We start from the raw sequence: 15,455 nt of genomic DNA, 5'->3' as shown, positions 1-15,455 counted from the left end.
CTCCCCCCGCTCAGGTCCAGCCTCAAGCGGCGGGCATGCGCTGTTCGACGATCTCGGCCCACCAGGAACAACCCGCCGGGATCGCGTCATCACTGAAGTTATATTCCGGATGATGCACAGACGCCGTGTCGCCATTGCCGACCAAAATATAGGCCCCCGGTCGCTCGTTCAGCATGAAGGCGAAATCCTCGCCGCCCATGACCAGCGGTGCCTCTTCACACTCGCCAGACACTTTTGCAGCGACTTCCGCCGCAAATTCCGTCTGCTCTTCCGAGTTCACCATCACTGGATATCCGCGCTGATAATCCACCCGCGCTTCGCCGCCAAAAACCTTCGCCGTGGCCTCTGCAATCTCGATCAAACGCTTTTCGGCAAGGTCCTGCACCTCTGCGTCCAGCGTCCGCACCGTACCGCGCAACGTCACCCGCTGCGGGATCACGTTATGGGCTTTGCTGTCCGTCTCAAACGAGGTGACCGAGACGACGCATTGCTTGACCGGGTCCACATTGCGGCTGGCGATGGTCTGCAACGCCAGCACGATATGGCTGGCCATGACGGTTGTATCCACGGTCTCTTGCGGCTTGGCGGCGTGGCCGCCCTTGCCTTCGACCTCAATCTCGAACTGGTCAGCGGCAGCAAAGAACGCCCCCGGACGGATCGCGAAACTGCCCACGGGTTTGCCGGGCCAGTTGTGCATGCCGTAGACCTCCTGGATGCCGAACCGCTCCATCATGCCGTCATCGCACATCTCTTTGCCGCCGCCACCGCCTTCTTCGGCGGGCTGGAAAATCACCACGCAGGTGCCATCGAAATTGCGCGTCTCAGCGAGGTATTTCGCAGCACCCAGCAACATCGCGGTATGCCCGTCATGCCCGCACGCATGCATCGCGCCATCGGTTTTGGAGGCATACTCCAACCCCGTCGCCTCATGGATCGGCAGTGCGTCCATATCGGCACGCAAGCCAATCGTGCGGCCCGAGGAGTTCGTCTTGCCTTTGATAACCCCCACAACGCCTGTGCGGCCCAATCCGGTGACGATCTCATCGCAGCCGAACTCGGCCAGCTTGTCGGCGACCATGGCCGAAGTGCGGTGTGTCTCGAACAGGATCTCGGGGTTTTCGTGCAGGTCCCGACGCCATTCGGTGATTTCGGGCAGCAGCTCTGCAAAGCGGTTTTTGACGGGCATGTTAGCTCTCCACAAGATGGTCGATCAGGCGGTGCATGAATGCTTCGCCCTTTTGGAACTGATCGACGGTGATGTATTCGTTGGGTTGATGGGCCATGGCAATATCGCCGGGGCCGCAGATCGCGGTGGAATAGCCGCGTTCCTGAAACTGACCGGCTTCGGTGCCGTAGCTGACGACATGGGTGCCGTTGTCGCCGGTGAGTTGGCGCACGAGGGGCTCAGCAGTTGGGTCATCCTCCGGGCGCAAGCCGGGGCTGGCGGAATACTGACTGATTTCGATCCGCGCCTCAGGGCGGATCTTGCGCGCCTCTGCCTCAAGTCGCGCGGCCTCGGCCCGGAACTTGGCGACCCATTCGGCAGGACTTTCCGTGGGCACTTCGCGGATATCCACCGTGAAGCGGCAGGTCTTTGCGGTGATATTATGCGCCGTCCCGCCATTCATCACCCCCACATGGAGCGAGGTGAACGGCGGCTCGAAGATCGCGGCCACCGGGTCCGGCTCGCGCGCCATATTGGCGGCTGTCTGTTGGCGACACCATTCGACCAATTGCGCCGCGATCATGATCGCCGACACGCCCGTATGCAGAAGCGAGGAATGCACCTCGAACCCATGCACTGTCACGTCAAGCCCGGTCGTGCCCTTATGGCCCGTGACGGTCTGCATACCCGTGGGTTCCCCCACAATCACGGCAGAGGCGCGCGGCAGCGTCGTCTTCATCTCGTCGATCATGAAGGGTGCGCCGATGCAGCCGACCTCTTCGTCATAGCTCAGCGCAAGTTGCAGCGGGCGCTTGATCCCCCGCTCCAGCGCCAACGGCACAGCGGCCAAAGCCAGTGCGTCAAAGCCCTTCATGTCGGTGGTGCCACGTCCAAAGAGTTTGCCGTCCTTCTCGACCACGGTGAACGGATCGGTGTGCCAATCCTGCCCGTCAATCGGCACGACATCGGTGTGACCGGACAGCACGACACCGCCCTCCACCTCGGGGCCGACATGGGCGTAGAGGTTACATTTCTGGCCCGTCGCATCATAGACGCGATGCGCCTTAACGCCGTAGCCGTCGAGGTACTCCTCCACGAAATCCATCAGCGGGAGGTTCGTGTCGCGGCTGACGGTCGGGAAGCTGACAAGGCGATCCAGCAGATCGCGAGGCGTGAGTTTTGCGTTCATGCCTTAAACCTAGACTGACGCGTCAGTCATACAAGCGCCGACCTGCAAGGCCTTCAGGCGCATCAACACCTTCACGCAGACGAGCTTCGGCATTTAAACTGTCGCCGTCGCGTTTGAAGCCGCCCCACTCACCCACCAGAACCTTGTGACCCGGTGCGACCTCTTCATAGACACTCGGCTCAGGCGTGTGGCTGACGGGGAAGATCGGCGACGGGATCGGTTTAAAGTTCAGGTCCCGCTCTGACTTGCGCTTGCGCGGGTCAGCGACAGGTACCGCAGACATCAACTGCTTGGTATAAGGGTGCTGCGGGTTCTCGAAGATCGACTGGCGCGGGCCAATCTCGACGATGCGGCCCAGATACATCACGGCTGTCTGGTGGCTGACACGTTCGACCACGGCCATGTCGTGGCTGATGAAAAGCATCGAAATGCCCAGTTCTGCCTGAAGCTCCATCAGCAGGTTCAGCACTTGCGCCTGCACCGACACATCGAGCGCCGAAACAGCCTCATCCGCGACAATCAGCTTAGGGTTCAAAGCAAGCGCACGGGCAATCGCGACGCGTTGACGCTGCCCCCCCGACATCTCGTGCGGGAAGCGTTTGAGGAAGCTGCGGGGCAGCTCCACCCGGTCAAACAGCGCGGCCACGCGATCCTGCCGTTCGGACGCTGAATAAAGCCCATAGTTCACCATCGGCTCGGCCACTGCATCCATCAGCTGCATCTGCGGATTGAGCGAGGCGAACGGGTCCTGAAAGATCATCTGCATGTCGCGGCGTGCTTCGCGCAGGCCGGACGTTCCCAGCGCCAGAATATCAGTGCCGTCAAGGTTTACAGTGCCGCTTTGCGGCTCTACCAAACGCAGGATCGAGCGCCCGGCAGAGGACTTGCCGCAGCCGGATTCGCCCACCAGCGACAGGGTTTGCCCCGATTTCACGTCGAATGTCAGATCTTCGACTGCATGGACATTCGCCACCGTCTGGCGCCAGAAGCCGCCCTTTACCGGGAAGCGCGTCGTGAGGTTCTTAACCTCCAGCAGCACCCGGTCTTCCTTGGCGATGATCGGGCTGGTGTCATTGTCCTGACCGACCAGCTTCATCGGCTCGGGGTTGGCCTTGCCGGTCATCTCCCCCAGCTTGGGGACTGCGGCCAAAAGCGCCTTGGTATAGTCTTCCTTCGGGTTCTCGAAGATCTCCTCAACAGGGCCTTCTTCGACCATGTTGCCCCGAAACATGACGATCACGCGGTCGGCCATTTGGGCCACCACGGCCATGTCATGGGTGATGAACAGAACCGCTGTGCCACTTTCGCGCTTAAGGCGGTCGATCAGCGCCAAAATCTCGGCCTGAATGGTCACGTCAAGCGCGGTGGTCGGCTCGTCACAGATCAGCAGGCGGGGTTTGCAGGCCATCGCCATGGCGATCACGATCCGCTGGCGCATGCCGCCTGACAGCTCATGCGGGTATTGGGTCAAGCGCCGCTCGGGTTCTGGAATGCGGACCTCGCGCAGCAACTCCAGCGCCCGCTCTTCGGCCTGCTTCTGGGTAACGCCCTTATGAAGCTTCACGCCTTCGGTCAGCTGCCGCCCGATGGTGAAGACCGGGTTCAGCGATGTCATCGGCTCCTGAAAGATCATCCCGATTTCATTGCCGCGGATGGTGCGCATCAGCCCGTCATCGGCGTTGCGCAAATCAATCACGCCGTCATCGCGTTTGAACTTCAGAGCGCCGCCGGCGATCTTGCCGCCGCCGAACTCGACCAGCCGCATCAGAGACAGCGACGAGACAGATTTGCCTGAGCCGCTTTCACCCACGACACAGACCGTCTCGCCTGCGTTGATTGTGAAGGACACATCCTCTACGCCGACGACCGTGCCGCCCTTGGTTTGAAATTCGACCCGCAGGTTTTCAAGTGACGCGACAGGACCGTCGAGCATGCCATTCTCCCGAAATGATCCACTAAGAAAGCCGCAAGCCCGCGCAAGTGTAAAGGCTTTTGACGCAATGGGCTGAAACCTTGGGCATATGCCTGCCTGCTGAGCAAGCAGCCGCGAGGGAAACTGCCCAAGAGGCTTGCATTTTCGCGAATCTCTGCGTGAATTGGTGCATGATCTGTGAGGGATTCAGGGAGATTCTGTAAAGATTACAATGATCCCACACCGGTTTGCCGGAAAGGCAAAGGGCATTCGCCCATCCAACAAGGAGGAAATCATGAAACTCAAAACAGCCCTCAGCTGCGCTGTTGCCACTGCTATGGTGGCCCCTGCAGCAGTCGCCGAGCGCGGCTCTGACGGCAACGTCAACATCATTTATTGGCAAGCGCCGTCCATTATGACGCCCTATCTGTCAGGCGGCACAAAAGACCTCGAAGCGGCCTCTCTCGTGATCGAACCGCTGGGCCGTTACGACCAGGACGGCAACCTCGTGCCCTATCTGGCCGAAGAAATCCCAACGGTCGAGAATGGCGGCGTGAGCGAAGATCTCACGACGATTACGTGGACGCTGAAAGAGGGCCTGCTGTGGTCCGACGGCACGCCTGTGACATCGGCTGACGTGGTATTCACGGCAGAATACTGCATGCACCCCGAAGGTGGCTGCGCGCAGCTTGCGAAATTCACGGGCGTTGAAACGGTGGAAGCTGTCGATGATCTGACCGTCAAAGTGACGTTCAACCAGCCGACACCAAACCCCTACGGCCCCTTCATGGGCGGCCAATCTCCCATCATTCAGGCCGCACAATTTGCGGACTGCCTTGGTGCGAGAGCCCCGGAATGCACCGAGGCGAACTTCAGCCCCATCGGAACAGGCCCCTTTGTTGTTACCGATTTCCGTCCCAATGACGTCATCCAGATGGAAGCGAACCAGAACTACCGCGACCCGGCAAAACCCGCTTTCGCGACGCTGACCTTCAAAGGCGGCGGTGATGCAACAGCTGCAGGCCGCGCCGTTTTGGAAACGGGCGAGTTCGATTATGCCTGGAACCTGCAACTGGCCCCTGATGTGCTGGCGCAGATGGCAGAAGGCGGCAAGGGCACACCCATTTCCGCGTTCGGCACGCTGGTTGAGCGGATCGAGATGAACCTCACAAACCCCAGCCCGGACCTGCCGCCCGAGACACGCTCGACCGTGGCTGAGCCGCATCCGATCCTGAGCGACCTGAACGTCCGCAAAGCGCTTTCCATGGCGATCGACCGCGAATTGCTTGTCGAGATCGGCTATGGTCAGGCCGGTCGTCCGACCTGTAATCTGGTCCCTGCCCCTGCGAACTATGCCTCTGACAACACCGATTGTCTGGTGCAGGACCTCGACGGTGCGCGCGCGCTGCTTGAGGAAGCCGGTTGGACCGACACCGATGGTGATGGCATCCGCGACAAGGATGGCATGAAGCTATCGCTGCTCTATCAGACTTCGACCAACGCTGTGCGTCAGGATTTCCAAGCGCTCATCAAGGATTGGTGGCAGCAGATCGGCGTTGAAACCGAATTGCGCAACATCGACGCCTCGGTCTTCTTCGGCGGCGATCCCGGCAGCCCTGATACGTTCCAGAAATTCTATGCGGACGTTGAAATGTATGCCAACAACTTCGACGGCACGGACCCCCAGTCCTATCTGTCGATGTATCGCTGCGGCAACGAGCCGAAGCCCTCTTCCCAATGGCAGGGTGAGAACATCAACCGCTTCTGCGATCCCGCCTATGACGAGCTGCTCGACGAGCTGGCCCGCACGGGTGAGCTTGAAAAGCGTGGTGAGATCGCCAAGCGTCTGAACGACATGCTGACCAAAGACACCTACACCATCGTGCCCCTCGTGGACCGTGGTCGTGTCTCGGCCCATTCCAATACGCTGGGTGGTGTGGTTCTGAACACTTGGGACAGCGAGCTGTGGAATGCAGCCGACTGGTATCGCATCGACGGCTAATCCCGTCTCATAACGCGCGTCCTCACGGGGGCGCGCGTTTTCTCATTCAGGGGCTGATCCATGTTCACTTATACGCTCCGGCGTCTGGCCATCTCCGTGCCGACGCTGATCCTGATCTCACTCGTGATTTTTCTTTTGCTGGAGCTCGCTCCAGGGGACCCGATGGCGCAGGTCCCCTTGACCGTGCCCCCTGACGTAAAGGAGCGCATGCGCGAGGCCCTGGGCCTTGGGGAGCCGATGCATATCCGCTATTTCAAGTGGCTCCAGCAGTTTTTCATCATCGAACCGATGCATCTGATTGATCACTGGTTCGGCACAACCTTCGCCGAAGGCAGCCAGCGCGTCATCAGCTGGCAAACCCGCTCTCCGGTCATGGATATCGTCGTCCAGCGTATGCCGCAGACGCTTTGGGTTGTTGGCATGTCCTATGTGGTCGGCATCCTGATCGCCCTGCCCATCGGCATCTATTCCGCCTACAAGCAGTATTCAGTTTTCGATCAGGCCGGCACGCTGGTGTCGATGATTGGCTTCTCGGTGCCGCCTTTCTTTTCGGGCGTTCTGGTGATTGTGATCTTCTCGGTCAACCTCGGCTGGTTCCCGTCAATTTATGACACGACCCATGTGGTCAACGACTGGGACAGCTTCAATATTCAGCTGCAGCAAATGATCCTGCCGGTGATGGTGCTGGCGCTGCAGACCACCGCCCAGATCAGCCGCTTCATGCGCGCCTCTATGCTCGACAATCTGGGGCAAGACTATGTGCGAACCGCACGGGCCAAGGGCCTCAAGGAAGGCGCTGTCGTGATGGTGCATGTGCTGCGTAACTCGATGATCCCGGTTGTGACCGTCATCGCCCTCGGCATCCCCGCCATCTTTGGAGGCGCCATCATCACCGAACAGGTCTTCAAGGTGAACGGCATCGGCCAGCTGCTGATCACAGCGCTTTTCGCAAACGATCTGCCGATGGTGCAAACGCTGACCTTCATCTTCGCGATCCTGATCGTTGTCTTTAACCTGATTGCCGATGTGCTTTACGGCATTCTCGACCCGAGGATCCGCTATGACTGATGTCGTCCCCCGCCAAGGCGCTCTGACCGACCCGGTTCCCGAAGGCCCGCCCTCCAGCCAGATGCGTGATATCTGGCACCAGTTCCGCAAACACCGCGGCGCATTGTTTGGTGGCGGCTTTCTGATCTTCATCACGCTTTTCGTGCTGGTCGGACCCTATGTCTGGCCCTTCGATCCGCAACAGCTTGATATCCGCAACAAGGACCTGCGCCCGATCTATGTGGCGCTGTGGGATGGCGATGCGAAGGTCGCGTGGATCCATCCGTTCGGCACCGACAATCTGGGCCGCGATATCATGGCCAACATGATTTCAGGCGGGCGCGCCTCCATGGCGGTGGGCTGGACCGCGATGCTGCTGTCGCTCATCATCGGCACGGCCATCGGCGTGATTTCGGGCTATTTCAAAGCGCTTGACGGGTTCCTGATGCGCTTTACCGATCTGGTGCTGTCCTTGCCGATCCTGCCTCTGCTGCTGGTCGCCGTGACGCTTTTCCGCCAACCGCTACGCGCCAATTTTGGACCTGAGACAGGCATGTTCATCCTCATCGTGACCGTTATCGGCCTGACTTCTTGGATGAACACAGCCCGCATCGTGCGCGGCGAAATCCTTGCCCTGAAAGAGCGCGAGTTCGTGCTTGCCGCCCGCTCCATCGGCACAAAGCCCTTCACCATCATCCGCCGTCACCTGCTGCCCAATGTCGTCTCACCGATCATGGTGTCTGCCACACTCGGCCTCGCAACCGCGATCATCACCGAAAGTGCGCTGTCGTTCCTCGGCGTCGGCTTCCCGTCGGACTTCCCCACATGGGGCAAGATCCTGTCCGATAGCGTGCCACGGATGGCCGAATTCCCTGAGCGTGTGATGCTGCCAGGCCTCGCCATCTCGCTGACAGTGCTGTCGGTCAACTACCTCGGAGACGGCCTGCGCGATGCGCTCGACCCGCGTATTCGCGGACGGTGATCGGTGGCTGGGGCGCTGCCCCAGACCCCGGAGTATTTAGACAAAGGTGAAGCGCCCATTAAGGTTAATGGCTGTTTCATCTTTGCCAAAAATACTCTCGCCGAAGGCTTTCTTAGATGGCGCGCGCCCCTACTCCATCGACTTTCTGACGCGCTGGACCATCCACCAGACCAGCAAGATCACAACAGGCGTCGCGATCGCTGTCATCACCAGTTTCGACAGCCCTGCGGCATCGCCGAACGGCTCGGCCATGTTGATCACCAGATTGACGGCATAATAGCTAATCGCCACGACCGAGAGGCCTTCAACCGTCTTTTGCAAGCGCAGCTGCAGATCAGCGCGCTTGTCCATGCTCTCCAGCAGTTTTTGGTTCTGGGCCGAGCGTTCCACGTCCACCCGTGTACGCAGCAGGTCGCCGGCGCGGAGCGCACGGTCTGACATGGCCGCCAAGCGCCGCTCGGTCGCCTTCACAGTCCGCATCGCCGGATCAAATCGGCGCATCATGAACTCGGCAAAGGTCTGACGGCCTTGAAACCGCTCTTCGCGCAGCACGTCGATGCGCTGGTTCACAATGGCCTCGTAAGCCCCCGTTGCACCAAAGCGGAACGAGGCTTGCGCCATCATGTTTTCAAGCTCTGCGGAAATGCCAAGCAGGCTTTTTAACGTCGATTCAGCAGGCGCCCCGTTCGAGGTCATATCCCCCACCAATTCGGTCAGCTCGGTGTCCATTTCGTTCATGCGTTTGCCCATATCGCGCACCCGCGCAAGGCCCAGCATCGACATGGATTTATAAGTCTCGATCTCGCAAAGCCGCTGCACGATCCGGCCCACCCGCCGTGCGCCTGTGTCACCCGCAACAAAAACCGCGAACCGCAAATGGCCTGCCGGATCAATCCGGAAATCCCCTGCAATCGTCGCGGTCTGGTCCAGCACATGGCTGCACGCCAAGCTTTCCGGCACGAACCAATCGGCAATCAGCGGCGCAATCTGATCTTCTTCTTCGGGGCGGTCATCGACGCGGATCAATGCGGATGTCACCCGGTTGCCTGGCGCATCAGCTAACCAGTCTTCTGGAAAAACCTCAAAATCATGCGGATCAAAGGGGCGGCTGCCCAGCCCTTCGGAAAAGACGGTGTACGTCACAAACTCCGTATGCTGTTCCCATTTCAGCGTATGCCGCCCGATCTTGCCAAAGTAATGCGTTGCGCCGGGTTGCGGATGGGGCGCGCCGTAGCGGTCCAGAAGCGCTGTCAGATGGTCCGTATCAGCCTGCCTGTTGCGAGCCGCCGCATCCTTGGGCTGCTTGATGGCCAGATAGGCCGCCGTGCAAGGCGCATCCAGCGATGGGAAAGGCCGGGCGTGCAATTCATTGGAGAGCGCATAGCGCAACGGGTGATCTTGCATGGGCGCGGATATCTGACGTGTTTGGTTCATAAGGTTTTAGGTAGACACGACAGGCGTTTTGTAAACAAGAAAATACTAAATATATCACAATATTACAGGATACTTTTGTATGCCAAAACGACAAACGCCCCGCAGTTTCACGGGGCGTTTGCAAAGGGATATGAAGCCCGGTCAGTCGATCTTGGGCAGCAAAGCATCCAGCGAGGCTTTCGCATCACCGTAGAACATCCGCGTGTTGTCCTTGAAGAACAGCGGGTTCTCGATGCCCGAATAGCCAGTGCCCTGACCACGTTTCGACACAAACACCTGCTTGGCTTTCCAGCATTCCAGCACCGGCATACCGGCGATGGGGCTGTTGGGATCGTCTTGTGCCGCAGGGTTCACGATATCGTTCGAGCCGATGACAATGGCGACGTCCGTCTCGGGGAAGTCCTCGTTGATCTCGTCCATCTCCATCACGATGTCGTAGGGCACTTTGGCCTCCGCCAGCAGCACGTTCATGTGACCGGGCAGACGTCCCGCAACAGGGTGGATCGCAAAGCGGACGTTCTTGCCCTTGGCGCGCAGCTTGCGCACCAGTTCAGACACAGCCTGCTGGGCCTGAGCCACCGCCATACCGTAGCCCGGGATGATGATGATGCTGTCAGCCTCGTTCAGTGCGTTGGCCACACCGTCGGCATCAATCGCGACCTGCTCGCCATCGACGGCCATCTGCTCACCTTTCGCAGCGCCACCGAAGCCGCCCAGGATCACACTGACGAACGACCGGTTCATGGCTTTGCACATGATGTAGGACAGGATCGCACCCGAGGAGCCGACCAGCGCGCCCACCACGATCAGAAGATCATTGCCAAGCGAGAAACCGATGGCCGCAGCCGCCCAACCGGAATAGCTGTTCAGCATCGACACGACGACCGGCATGTCCGCGCCGCCGATACCCATGATCAGGTGATACCCGATGAAGAGCGCCAGAAGCGTCAGCAAAACCAGCGTCCAGCTACCCGAGCCGCCGAGATACATTGCCAGCAGAATAACAGAGCCAACTGCAGCAGCCGCGTTCAGCATGTGACCGCCGGGCAGTTGGTTCGCGCCAGTGTCCACGTTGAATGGCAGCATTGACGAGCCACCCGCCAGCTTGGCATAGGCGATGACCGAGCCTGTGAAGGTCACAGCACCGATCCAGATACCCAGCACCAGCTCAACCCGCAGAATGCCAATCTCAACCGAGGATTTCTTGGCGATCAACTGACCAAAAGCGGACAGGCCGTCATAGATCTCTTTCGGCAAGCCAATCGCGGTGATGCCATCGTCGCCGACGGCCCCCATGACAAGACCTTCGGCTTCATAGATGTTGCCAATGTAGTTGATCATGATGTCGGCGTTGAAGCCCACAAACACGGCAGCCAGACCCACAAGTGAGTGCATGATTGCCACAAGTTCGGGCATCTGTGTCATCTCGACCTTGGTGGCCAGTTGATAGCCCACAGCCGCCCCGCCTGCGATCAACACAAGCGAGATGAACCACATGCCAGAGCCCGGTCCGACGATGGTCGCGAAGACGGCGATTGCCATACCCACGATGCCATACCAGACCGCCCGTTTCGCGCTTTCCTGCCCAGACAAGCCGCCCAGCGAGAGGATGAAAAGAATGCCTGCGACCACATAGGCCGCGATGGTGAATGCGTTTTCCATGACCCCTGCTCCTTACGATTTCTGGAACATGGCGAGCATGCGCCGTGTCACGAGGAAGCCGCCGAAAATGTTTACGGCCGCCATGAAAATACCCAATGCCGCAAGCACCGAGATGAGCAAACTCGACGATCCGATCTGGATCAGAGCCCCCAGAATGATGATCGAGGAGATCGCGTTCGTCACCGCCATAAGCGGTGTGTGCAGCGAATGCGCGACGTTCCAGATCACCTGGAAGCCGATGAACACCGACAACACGAACACGATGAAATGCTGCATGAAGCTGGCAGGCATGCCCGGGATCATTCCGATGCCCAGAACCAGTGCCGCGCCGACGCCCAGCAAGATCACTTGCTGCGTGGTCTGCTTCTTGAACGCGGCCACTTCCTGCGCGCGTTTCTCTTCTGCCGTCAGCTCTTTCGGCGCTTCTTTCTTCTGTGCCGCAATCGCCTGCACTTTCGGTGGCGGCGGCGGGAAGGTCACATCGCCTTCAAAGGCGATGGTCGCGCCCCGGATCACGTCGTCGTCCATGTTGTGATTGACCGCACCGTCTTTCTCTGGCGTCAGATCAGCCATCATGTGGCGGATATTCGTCGAATACAGCGTCGAGGACTGCGCGGCCATCCGGCTGGGGAAGTCCGTGTAGCCGATGATCGTGACACCGTTATCGGTGACGATCTTCTCGTCCTTCTCGGTCAGCTCGCAGTTGCCGCCACGCTCTGCCGCAAGGTCCACGATGACCGAGCCGGGCTTCATCATCTCGACCATGTCTTTGGTCCAGAGGACAGGTGCAGGGCGGTTCGGGATCAGTGCGGTGGTGATCACGATATCCATATCCGGCGCGATCTCGCGGAATTTCTCAAGCTGCTTGGCCTGGAATTCGGGGCTGGAGGGCGGCGCATAGCCGCCCGTCTCCGCGCCGTCGGGCAATTCGCTGTCTTCGAACTCAAGGAAGACAAACTCGGCACCCATCGATTCGATCTGTTCGGCCACTTCAGGGCGCACATCGAAGGCATAAGTGATGGCCCCCAGCGACGTGGACGTGCCGATTGCAGCCAGACCGGCGACGCCAGCGCCCACAACCAGAACCTTCGCGGGGGGAACCTTGCCAGCGGCTGTCACCTGACCGGTGAAGAAGCGGCCAAAGTTGTTACCCGCCTCGATCACGGCGCGATAGCCTGCGATATTGGCCATGGAGCTAAGCGCATCCATCTTCTGCGCACGGCTGATGCGAGGCACCATATCCATCGCGATAATATTGGCGCCCTTCTTGGAAGCCGCCTCCATCAACGCCTCATTCGAGCCAGGATAGAAGAACGAAATCAGTGTCTTACCCTTGGTCAGGCGCTTGACCTCGGTATCGCTTGGGGGGCGAACCTTGGCGATCACATCGACCGATTTCCACAAAGCGGCGGCACCCTTGATGACCTCGACGCCGGCCTCCTTGTAGGCCGCATCCGAGAAGCCAGCCTTTTCGCCTGCACCGCTTTCGATGAAGCATTCATGGCCCAGCTTTTGTAATTGCTGTGCCGAGTCCGGGGTCATCGCGACACGCGCTTCCCCCTCGAACACTTCTGCGGGTGTTCCGATTTTCACTGTTCCCATCCCCCTCTAAAAGGTCTTGTTTTCGCTTAGATGGCGCGATTTCAGGATTTGTCATCTACCCAATGGCGGGTCTGGGTTCAACTGACCTTTCCAATTGTTGCGCTAACAGCGTCAGAATAGCTCGTTTGCTTGCGCGGGATCGTCGGGTTAGCGTCGCGTTTTACCGACAGAATGGAGCGGGAGGATCGACGATGCAAACAGCCGGACGGCTCTTGATCTGGGCGAGCCTGCCATGGTGTGGGTTTCTGCTTTATACCGGCTGGGTGGCCGAGGGCGGCTCGGCGTTTCAGGCCCTTTTCGCGATGCTGATGTTCGGCTGGGTGCCTTGGATCGCAGGACGCGTCCTGATCATGATCGCCCAGCGCGCCATGCGGCGCTAGTCACAGCCAGCGGCGGGTCTTTTCGGTGTACCGGTGAAACGCCACGCCGAACTTCGACCGCAACCGGCGTTCCTCATCCAAGATGAAATGCCGCTCGATCCACCAAATGAAGATCGGCACCAGCGGCAAACACAGCACAGCATCCCAGCGCAGGATAAAGCCCAGCAGGATCAGCGCATCCGCCAGATAAATCGGATTGCGCGATTTCGAAAAGATGCCCGTCGTCAGCAGCGCGTTGGCCTCTTGATGCGGAATGATCGTGGTTTTCCACTTACGAAACTCCACCACCGCCATGGCAATCAGGATTAGCCCGCTACCGATTAGCACACCGCCCAGAAAGTCTGTCACCGGATGATCGAGGCTCAGCACCGGATAATAGGTCGATTGCGCCCAGGCGATGCCGAGACACAGCAGCAACCAGACGGGCGGAATGTCGATCATCTTCATGCCCGACACTGTGCTGATCTTTGGTTAGGGTGCAAGAACCAAAGCACAACACAAGCGGCCCGTTGAACTGACCGCCAATTAGGATAGAAAGCGGCCTGAGCGTTCTGATCCGGAAATTCTGCTATGACATCGCCTGCACCCACAAGATCCTTTGCCGATCGTGCGCCTTATCTCGTCGCGATGGTGCTGATCGTCGTGCTGGTTGGCTGGTATACGCAGTATATCGGCGTCGGTATGATTGCACATTTTGATGAGTTTTACACTTTTGAGCGTAGTGTTAGCTTTGCCCGCATGGAGGATTGGTGGGCGGTCTACAGCCGAAATGAACCCACGCTCAAGAAGCCGCCTTTGCAGTACTGGATGATTGCCGGGTTGATGGAACTGGGCGTGTCAGATGTTGTCGCCCTGCGTGCACCATCGTTGTTGTTCGCAGGCCTGACACTGGGCGCGACAGCTCTTTTGGCGCGCCTCGTGTTGCCGCAGTACCCTTGGGCTACAGCCAGCGCTGTGTTGATCGTCGCCAGCTCGCAAGCGTTCTGGAACCATGCGACCTCGGCCATGCTCGATCAGGGGGCCGCGTTCTTTGTCACGCTCGGGCTTGTCGCAATGTTGCTCGCATTCGAGCGGCCCAAGCTTTGGCCCCTCTTTGCATTCGTCGTTTTTCTGGGTGGGTTACAGAAGGGCCCCGTCGCATTAGGCTTTTTGCTCTTCGCCGTGCTGAGCCTTGCAGTCACCGCCCGGCTGCAAGACATCCCACTTCGCACGCGCGTGAACAATCGGTGGTTTTGGATCTCGGCCTTTGTGGCGCTTGTTCTGGCATTCTCATGGCAGCTATTGCAGGATCTGCGATTTGCGCAGGATGATGCGATCAGTGGCAGTGTCGAGAAAGAGATGATTAACCGCTTCGTGCCCGGTGTCGGGGACGAAGCTACCCGATCGTGGACAACCATCAGCAGCCTCATTCTGGGTAAAGAACCGATCCCTCGGCTGATCGGGTTTCTTGGTCTGCTGGTCATTCCGTTCACGCTCAAGCGGCCTCTTTTGCTGGGACTGAGCGGCATCGCGGTCATCTTTGTGCTGGTCATGTGGATGGCATCGGGTAACGTCTATGGGCGCTATATGCTGCTATTGACCCCACTTCTTGCGGTCGGAACCGCCGGGCTTTTCGCAACCGTTTTGCGCAAGGATTACCTTGGCGCGCTTGCAGCGATTGCCTTGTCAGTCGCCATCGGCGGGCCCTTCATCCCACAGAGCCAACTTGGCCTGCAAACCGCCACGCGCAACGGTGCTACATTTCAAGAGGTACTGACCCCTGTCGGCGCCGCCCGGCGCGACGAAGAGACGTTTATTGTCTGCGCTTGGGACAGGCCCATGCGGATCCCGCCTGGTGCCTACACCGTTTATGCTGCCGGCACGCAACGCTATATTCGACTGCGCGAAAACGATCTGCTCGACGCGCTTGATGACTGGGGCTACGTTGTCGGTCCCCTGCGCGGCGTTTGTTCTCCAACGGAAATGGAGACGCTCTCACCGATGCTGAGCGACCTTTTTACCGAAACCCTTCCTGGGGGATATCTGCATTGGACGGCATCGGGCCTCAAAACCGAGTCCTGACACGACGGCGTTGTTGCAC

The 15,455-nt window shown here is 59.2% G+C and carries 12 protein-coding genes; 5 read left to right on the top strand and 7 right to left on the bottom strand.

Translation table 11 applies throughout. The annotated features are described in order from the left end of the window. Positions 1 to 22 precede the first annotated feature (22 nt). Genes KUW67_RS00795 through KUW67_RS00785 form a run of 3 tightly spaced genes read right to left on the bottom strand, consistent with a single transcriptional unit; the run spans position 23 to position 4,287 of the window. A complete protein-coding gene (locus KUW67_RS00795; protein WP_224823365.1) occupies positions 23 to 1,186 on the bottom strand; it encodes a M20 aminoacylase family protein in 1,164 nt (387 codons plus the stop codon). A 1-nt stretch (position 1,187) separates the two neighbouring features. Continuing rightward, entirely contained in the window at positions 1,188 to 2,354 is a 1,167-nt protein-coding gene (argE, locus tag KUW67_RS00790; protein ID WP_224823364.1) for an acetylornithine deacetylase, read from the bottom strand. Positions 2,355 to 2,376: 22 nt separating this feature from the next. Then, positions 2,377 to 4,287, bottom strand: a complete 1,911-nt coding sequence (locus KUW67_RS00785) for an ABC transporter ATP-binding protein (protein ID WP_224823363.1) — start codon at positions 4,285 to 4,287, stop codon at positions 2,377 to 2,379. 274 nt (positions 4,288 to 4,561) lie between these two features. Between KUW67_RS00785 and KUW67_RS00780 the strand changes: the two genes are divergently transcribed. Genes KUW67_RS00780 through KUW67_RS00770 form a run of 3 tightly spaced genes read left to right on the top strand, consistent with a single transcriptional unit; the run spans position 4,562 to position 8,297 of the window. After that, the gene (locus KUW67_RS00780) at positions 4,562 to 6,268 is read left to right on the top strand and encodes a peptide ABC transporter substrate-binding protein (RefSeq protein WP_224823362.1); all 1,707 of its coding nucleotides are present in this window, start codon (positions 4,562 to 4,564) and stop codon (positions 6,266 to 6,268) included. A gap of 60 nt (positions 6,269 to 6,328) precedes the next feature. Further along, on the top strand, positions 6,329 to 7,336 hold the full coding sequence (locus KUW67_RS00775) for an ABC transporter permease (RefSeq protein ID WP_224823361.1): 1,008 nt from the start codon (positions 6,329 to 6,331) through the stop codon (positions 7,334 to 7,336). Next, positions 7,329 to 8,297, top strand: coding sequence for an ABC transporter permease (locus KUW67_RS00770; protein ID WP_224823360.1), 969 nt, complete (start codon positions 7,329 to 7,331; stop codon positions 8,295 to 8,297). Before KUW67_RS00775 ends, KUW67_RS00770 begins: the two co-directional genes overlap by 8 nt. A 129-nt stretch (positions 8,298 to 8,426) precedes the next feature. On the opposite strand, the gene KUW67_RS00765 is transcribed toward KUW67_RS00770, so the two are convergent. The 3 genes from KUW67_RS00765 to KUW67_RS00755 all read right to left on the bottom strand — a co-directional run bounded on the left by KUW67_RS00765 (position 8,427) and on the right by KUW67_RS00755 (position 12,986). Continuing rightward, the gene (locus KUW67_RS00765) at positions 8,427 to 9,701 is read right to left on the bottom strand and encodes a DUF3422 family protein (RefSeq protein WP_224823359.1); all 1,275 of its coding nucleotides are present in this window, start codon (positions 9,699 to 9,701) and stop codon (positions 8,427 to 8,429) included. Between the two features lie 171 nt (positions 9,702 to 9,872). Next, complete coding sequence (locus KUW67_RS00760) at positions 9,873 to 11,393, bottom strand: NAD(P)(+) transhydrogenase (Re/Si-specific) subunit beta (protein ID WP_224823358.1); 1,521 nt, start codon at positions 11,391 to 11,393, stop codon at positions 9,873 to 9,875. Positions 11,394 to 11,405: 12 nt separating this feature from the next. Continuing rightward, entirely contained in the window at positions 11,406 to 12,986 is a 1,581-nt protein-coding gene (locus KUW67_RS00755) for a Re/Si-specific NAD(P)(+) transhydrogenase subunit alpha (RefSeq protein WP_224823357.1), read from the bottom strand. 200 nt (positions 12,987 to 13,186) lie between these two features. Between KUW67_RS00755 and KUW67_RS00750 the strand changes: the two genes are divergently transcribed. After that, positions 13,187 to 13,375, top strand: a complete 189-nt coding sequence (locus tag KUW67_RS00750) for a hypothetical protein (protein WP_224823356.1) — start codon at positions 13,187 to 13,189, stop codon at positions 13,373 to 13,375. Here KUW67_RS00750 and KUW67_RS00745 read toward each other — a convergent pair whose 3' ends face one another. Further along, on the bottom strand, positions 13,376 to 13,822 hold the full coding sequence (locus KUW67_RS00745) for an isoprenylcysteine carboxylmethyltransferase family protein (protein ID WP_224823796.1): 447 nt from the start codon (positions 13,820 to 13,822) through the stop codon (positions 13,376 to 13,378). Between the two features lie 123 nt (positions 13,823 to 13,945). Between KUW67_RS00745 and KUW67_RS00740 the strand changes: the two genes are divergently transcribed. Continuing rightward, positions 13,946 to 15,436: a glycosyltransferase family 39 protein gene (locus tag KUW67_RS00740; RefSeq protein WP_224823355.1), complete on the top strand. Its 1,491-nt coding sequence runs from the start codon at positions 13,946 to 13,948 to the stop codon at positions 15,434 to 15,436. Positions 15,437 to 15,455: the final 19 nt, after the last annotated feature.

The organism is Cognatishimia sp. MH4019, assembly GCF_020177595.1.
GTDB lineage: Bacteria > Pseudomonadota > Alphaproteobacteria > Rhodobacterales > Rhodobacteraceae > JAHTBL01.
Note: the sequence above shows the minus strand (reverse complement) of the source record. Positions and strands in the feature narration are given on the sequence as shown.

Bases quoted from the DNA above. Each gene is read 5' to 3' on its own strand.
- KUW67_RS00795 (WP_224823365.1), bottom strand. From the start codon at position 1,186: ATGCCCGTCAAAAACCGCTTTGCAGAGCTGCTGCCCGAAATCACCGAA.
- argE (WP_224823364.1), bottom strand. From the start codon at position 2,354: ATGAACGCAAAACTCACGCCTCGCGATCTGCTGGATCGCCTTGTCAGC.
- KUW67_RS00785 (WP_224823363.1), bottom strand. From the start codon at position 4,287: ATGCTCGACGGTCCTGTCGCGTCACTTGAAAACCTGCGGGTCGAATTT.
- KUW67_RS00780 (WP_224823362.1), top strand. From the start codon at position 4,562: ATGAAACTCAAAACAGCCCTCAGCTGCGCTGTTGCCACTGCTATGGTG.
- KUW67_RS00775 (WP_224823361.1), top strand. From the start codon at position 6,329: ATGTTCACTTATACGCTCCGGCGTCTGGCCATCTCCGTGCCGACGCTG.
- KUW67_RS00770 (WP_224823360.1), top strand. From the start codon at position 7,329: ATGACTGATGTCGTCCCCCGCCAAGGCGCTCTGACCGACCCGGTTCCC.
- KUW67_RS00765 (WP_224823359.1), bottom strand. From the start codon at position 9,701: ATGCAAGATCACCCGTTGCGCTATGCGCTCTCCAATGAATTGCACGCC.
- KUW67_RS00760 (WP_224823358.1), bottom strand. From the start codon at position 11,393: ATGGAAAACGCATTCACCATCGCGGCCTATGTGGTCGCAGGCATTCTT.
- KUW67_RS00750 (WP_224823356.1), top strand. From the start codon at position 13,187: ATGCAAACAGCCGGACGGCTCTTGATCTGGGCGAGCCTGCCATGGTGT.
- KUW67_RS00745 (WP_224823796.1), bottom strand. From the start codon at position 13,822: ATGAAGATGATCGACATTCCGCCCGTCTGGTTGCTGCTGTGTCTCGGC.
- KUW67_RS00740 (WP_224823355.1), top strand. From the start codon at position 13,946: ATGACATCGCCTGCACCCACAAGATCCTTTGCCGATCGTGCGCCTTAT.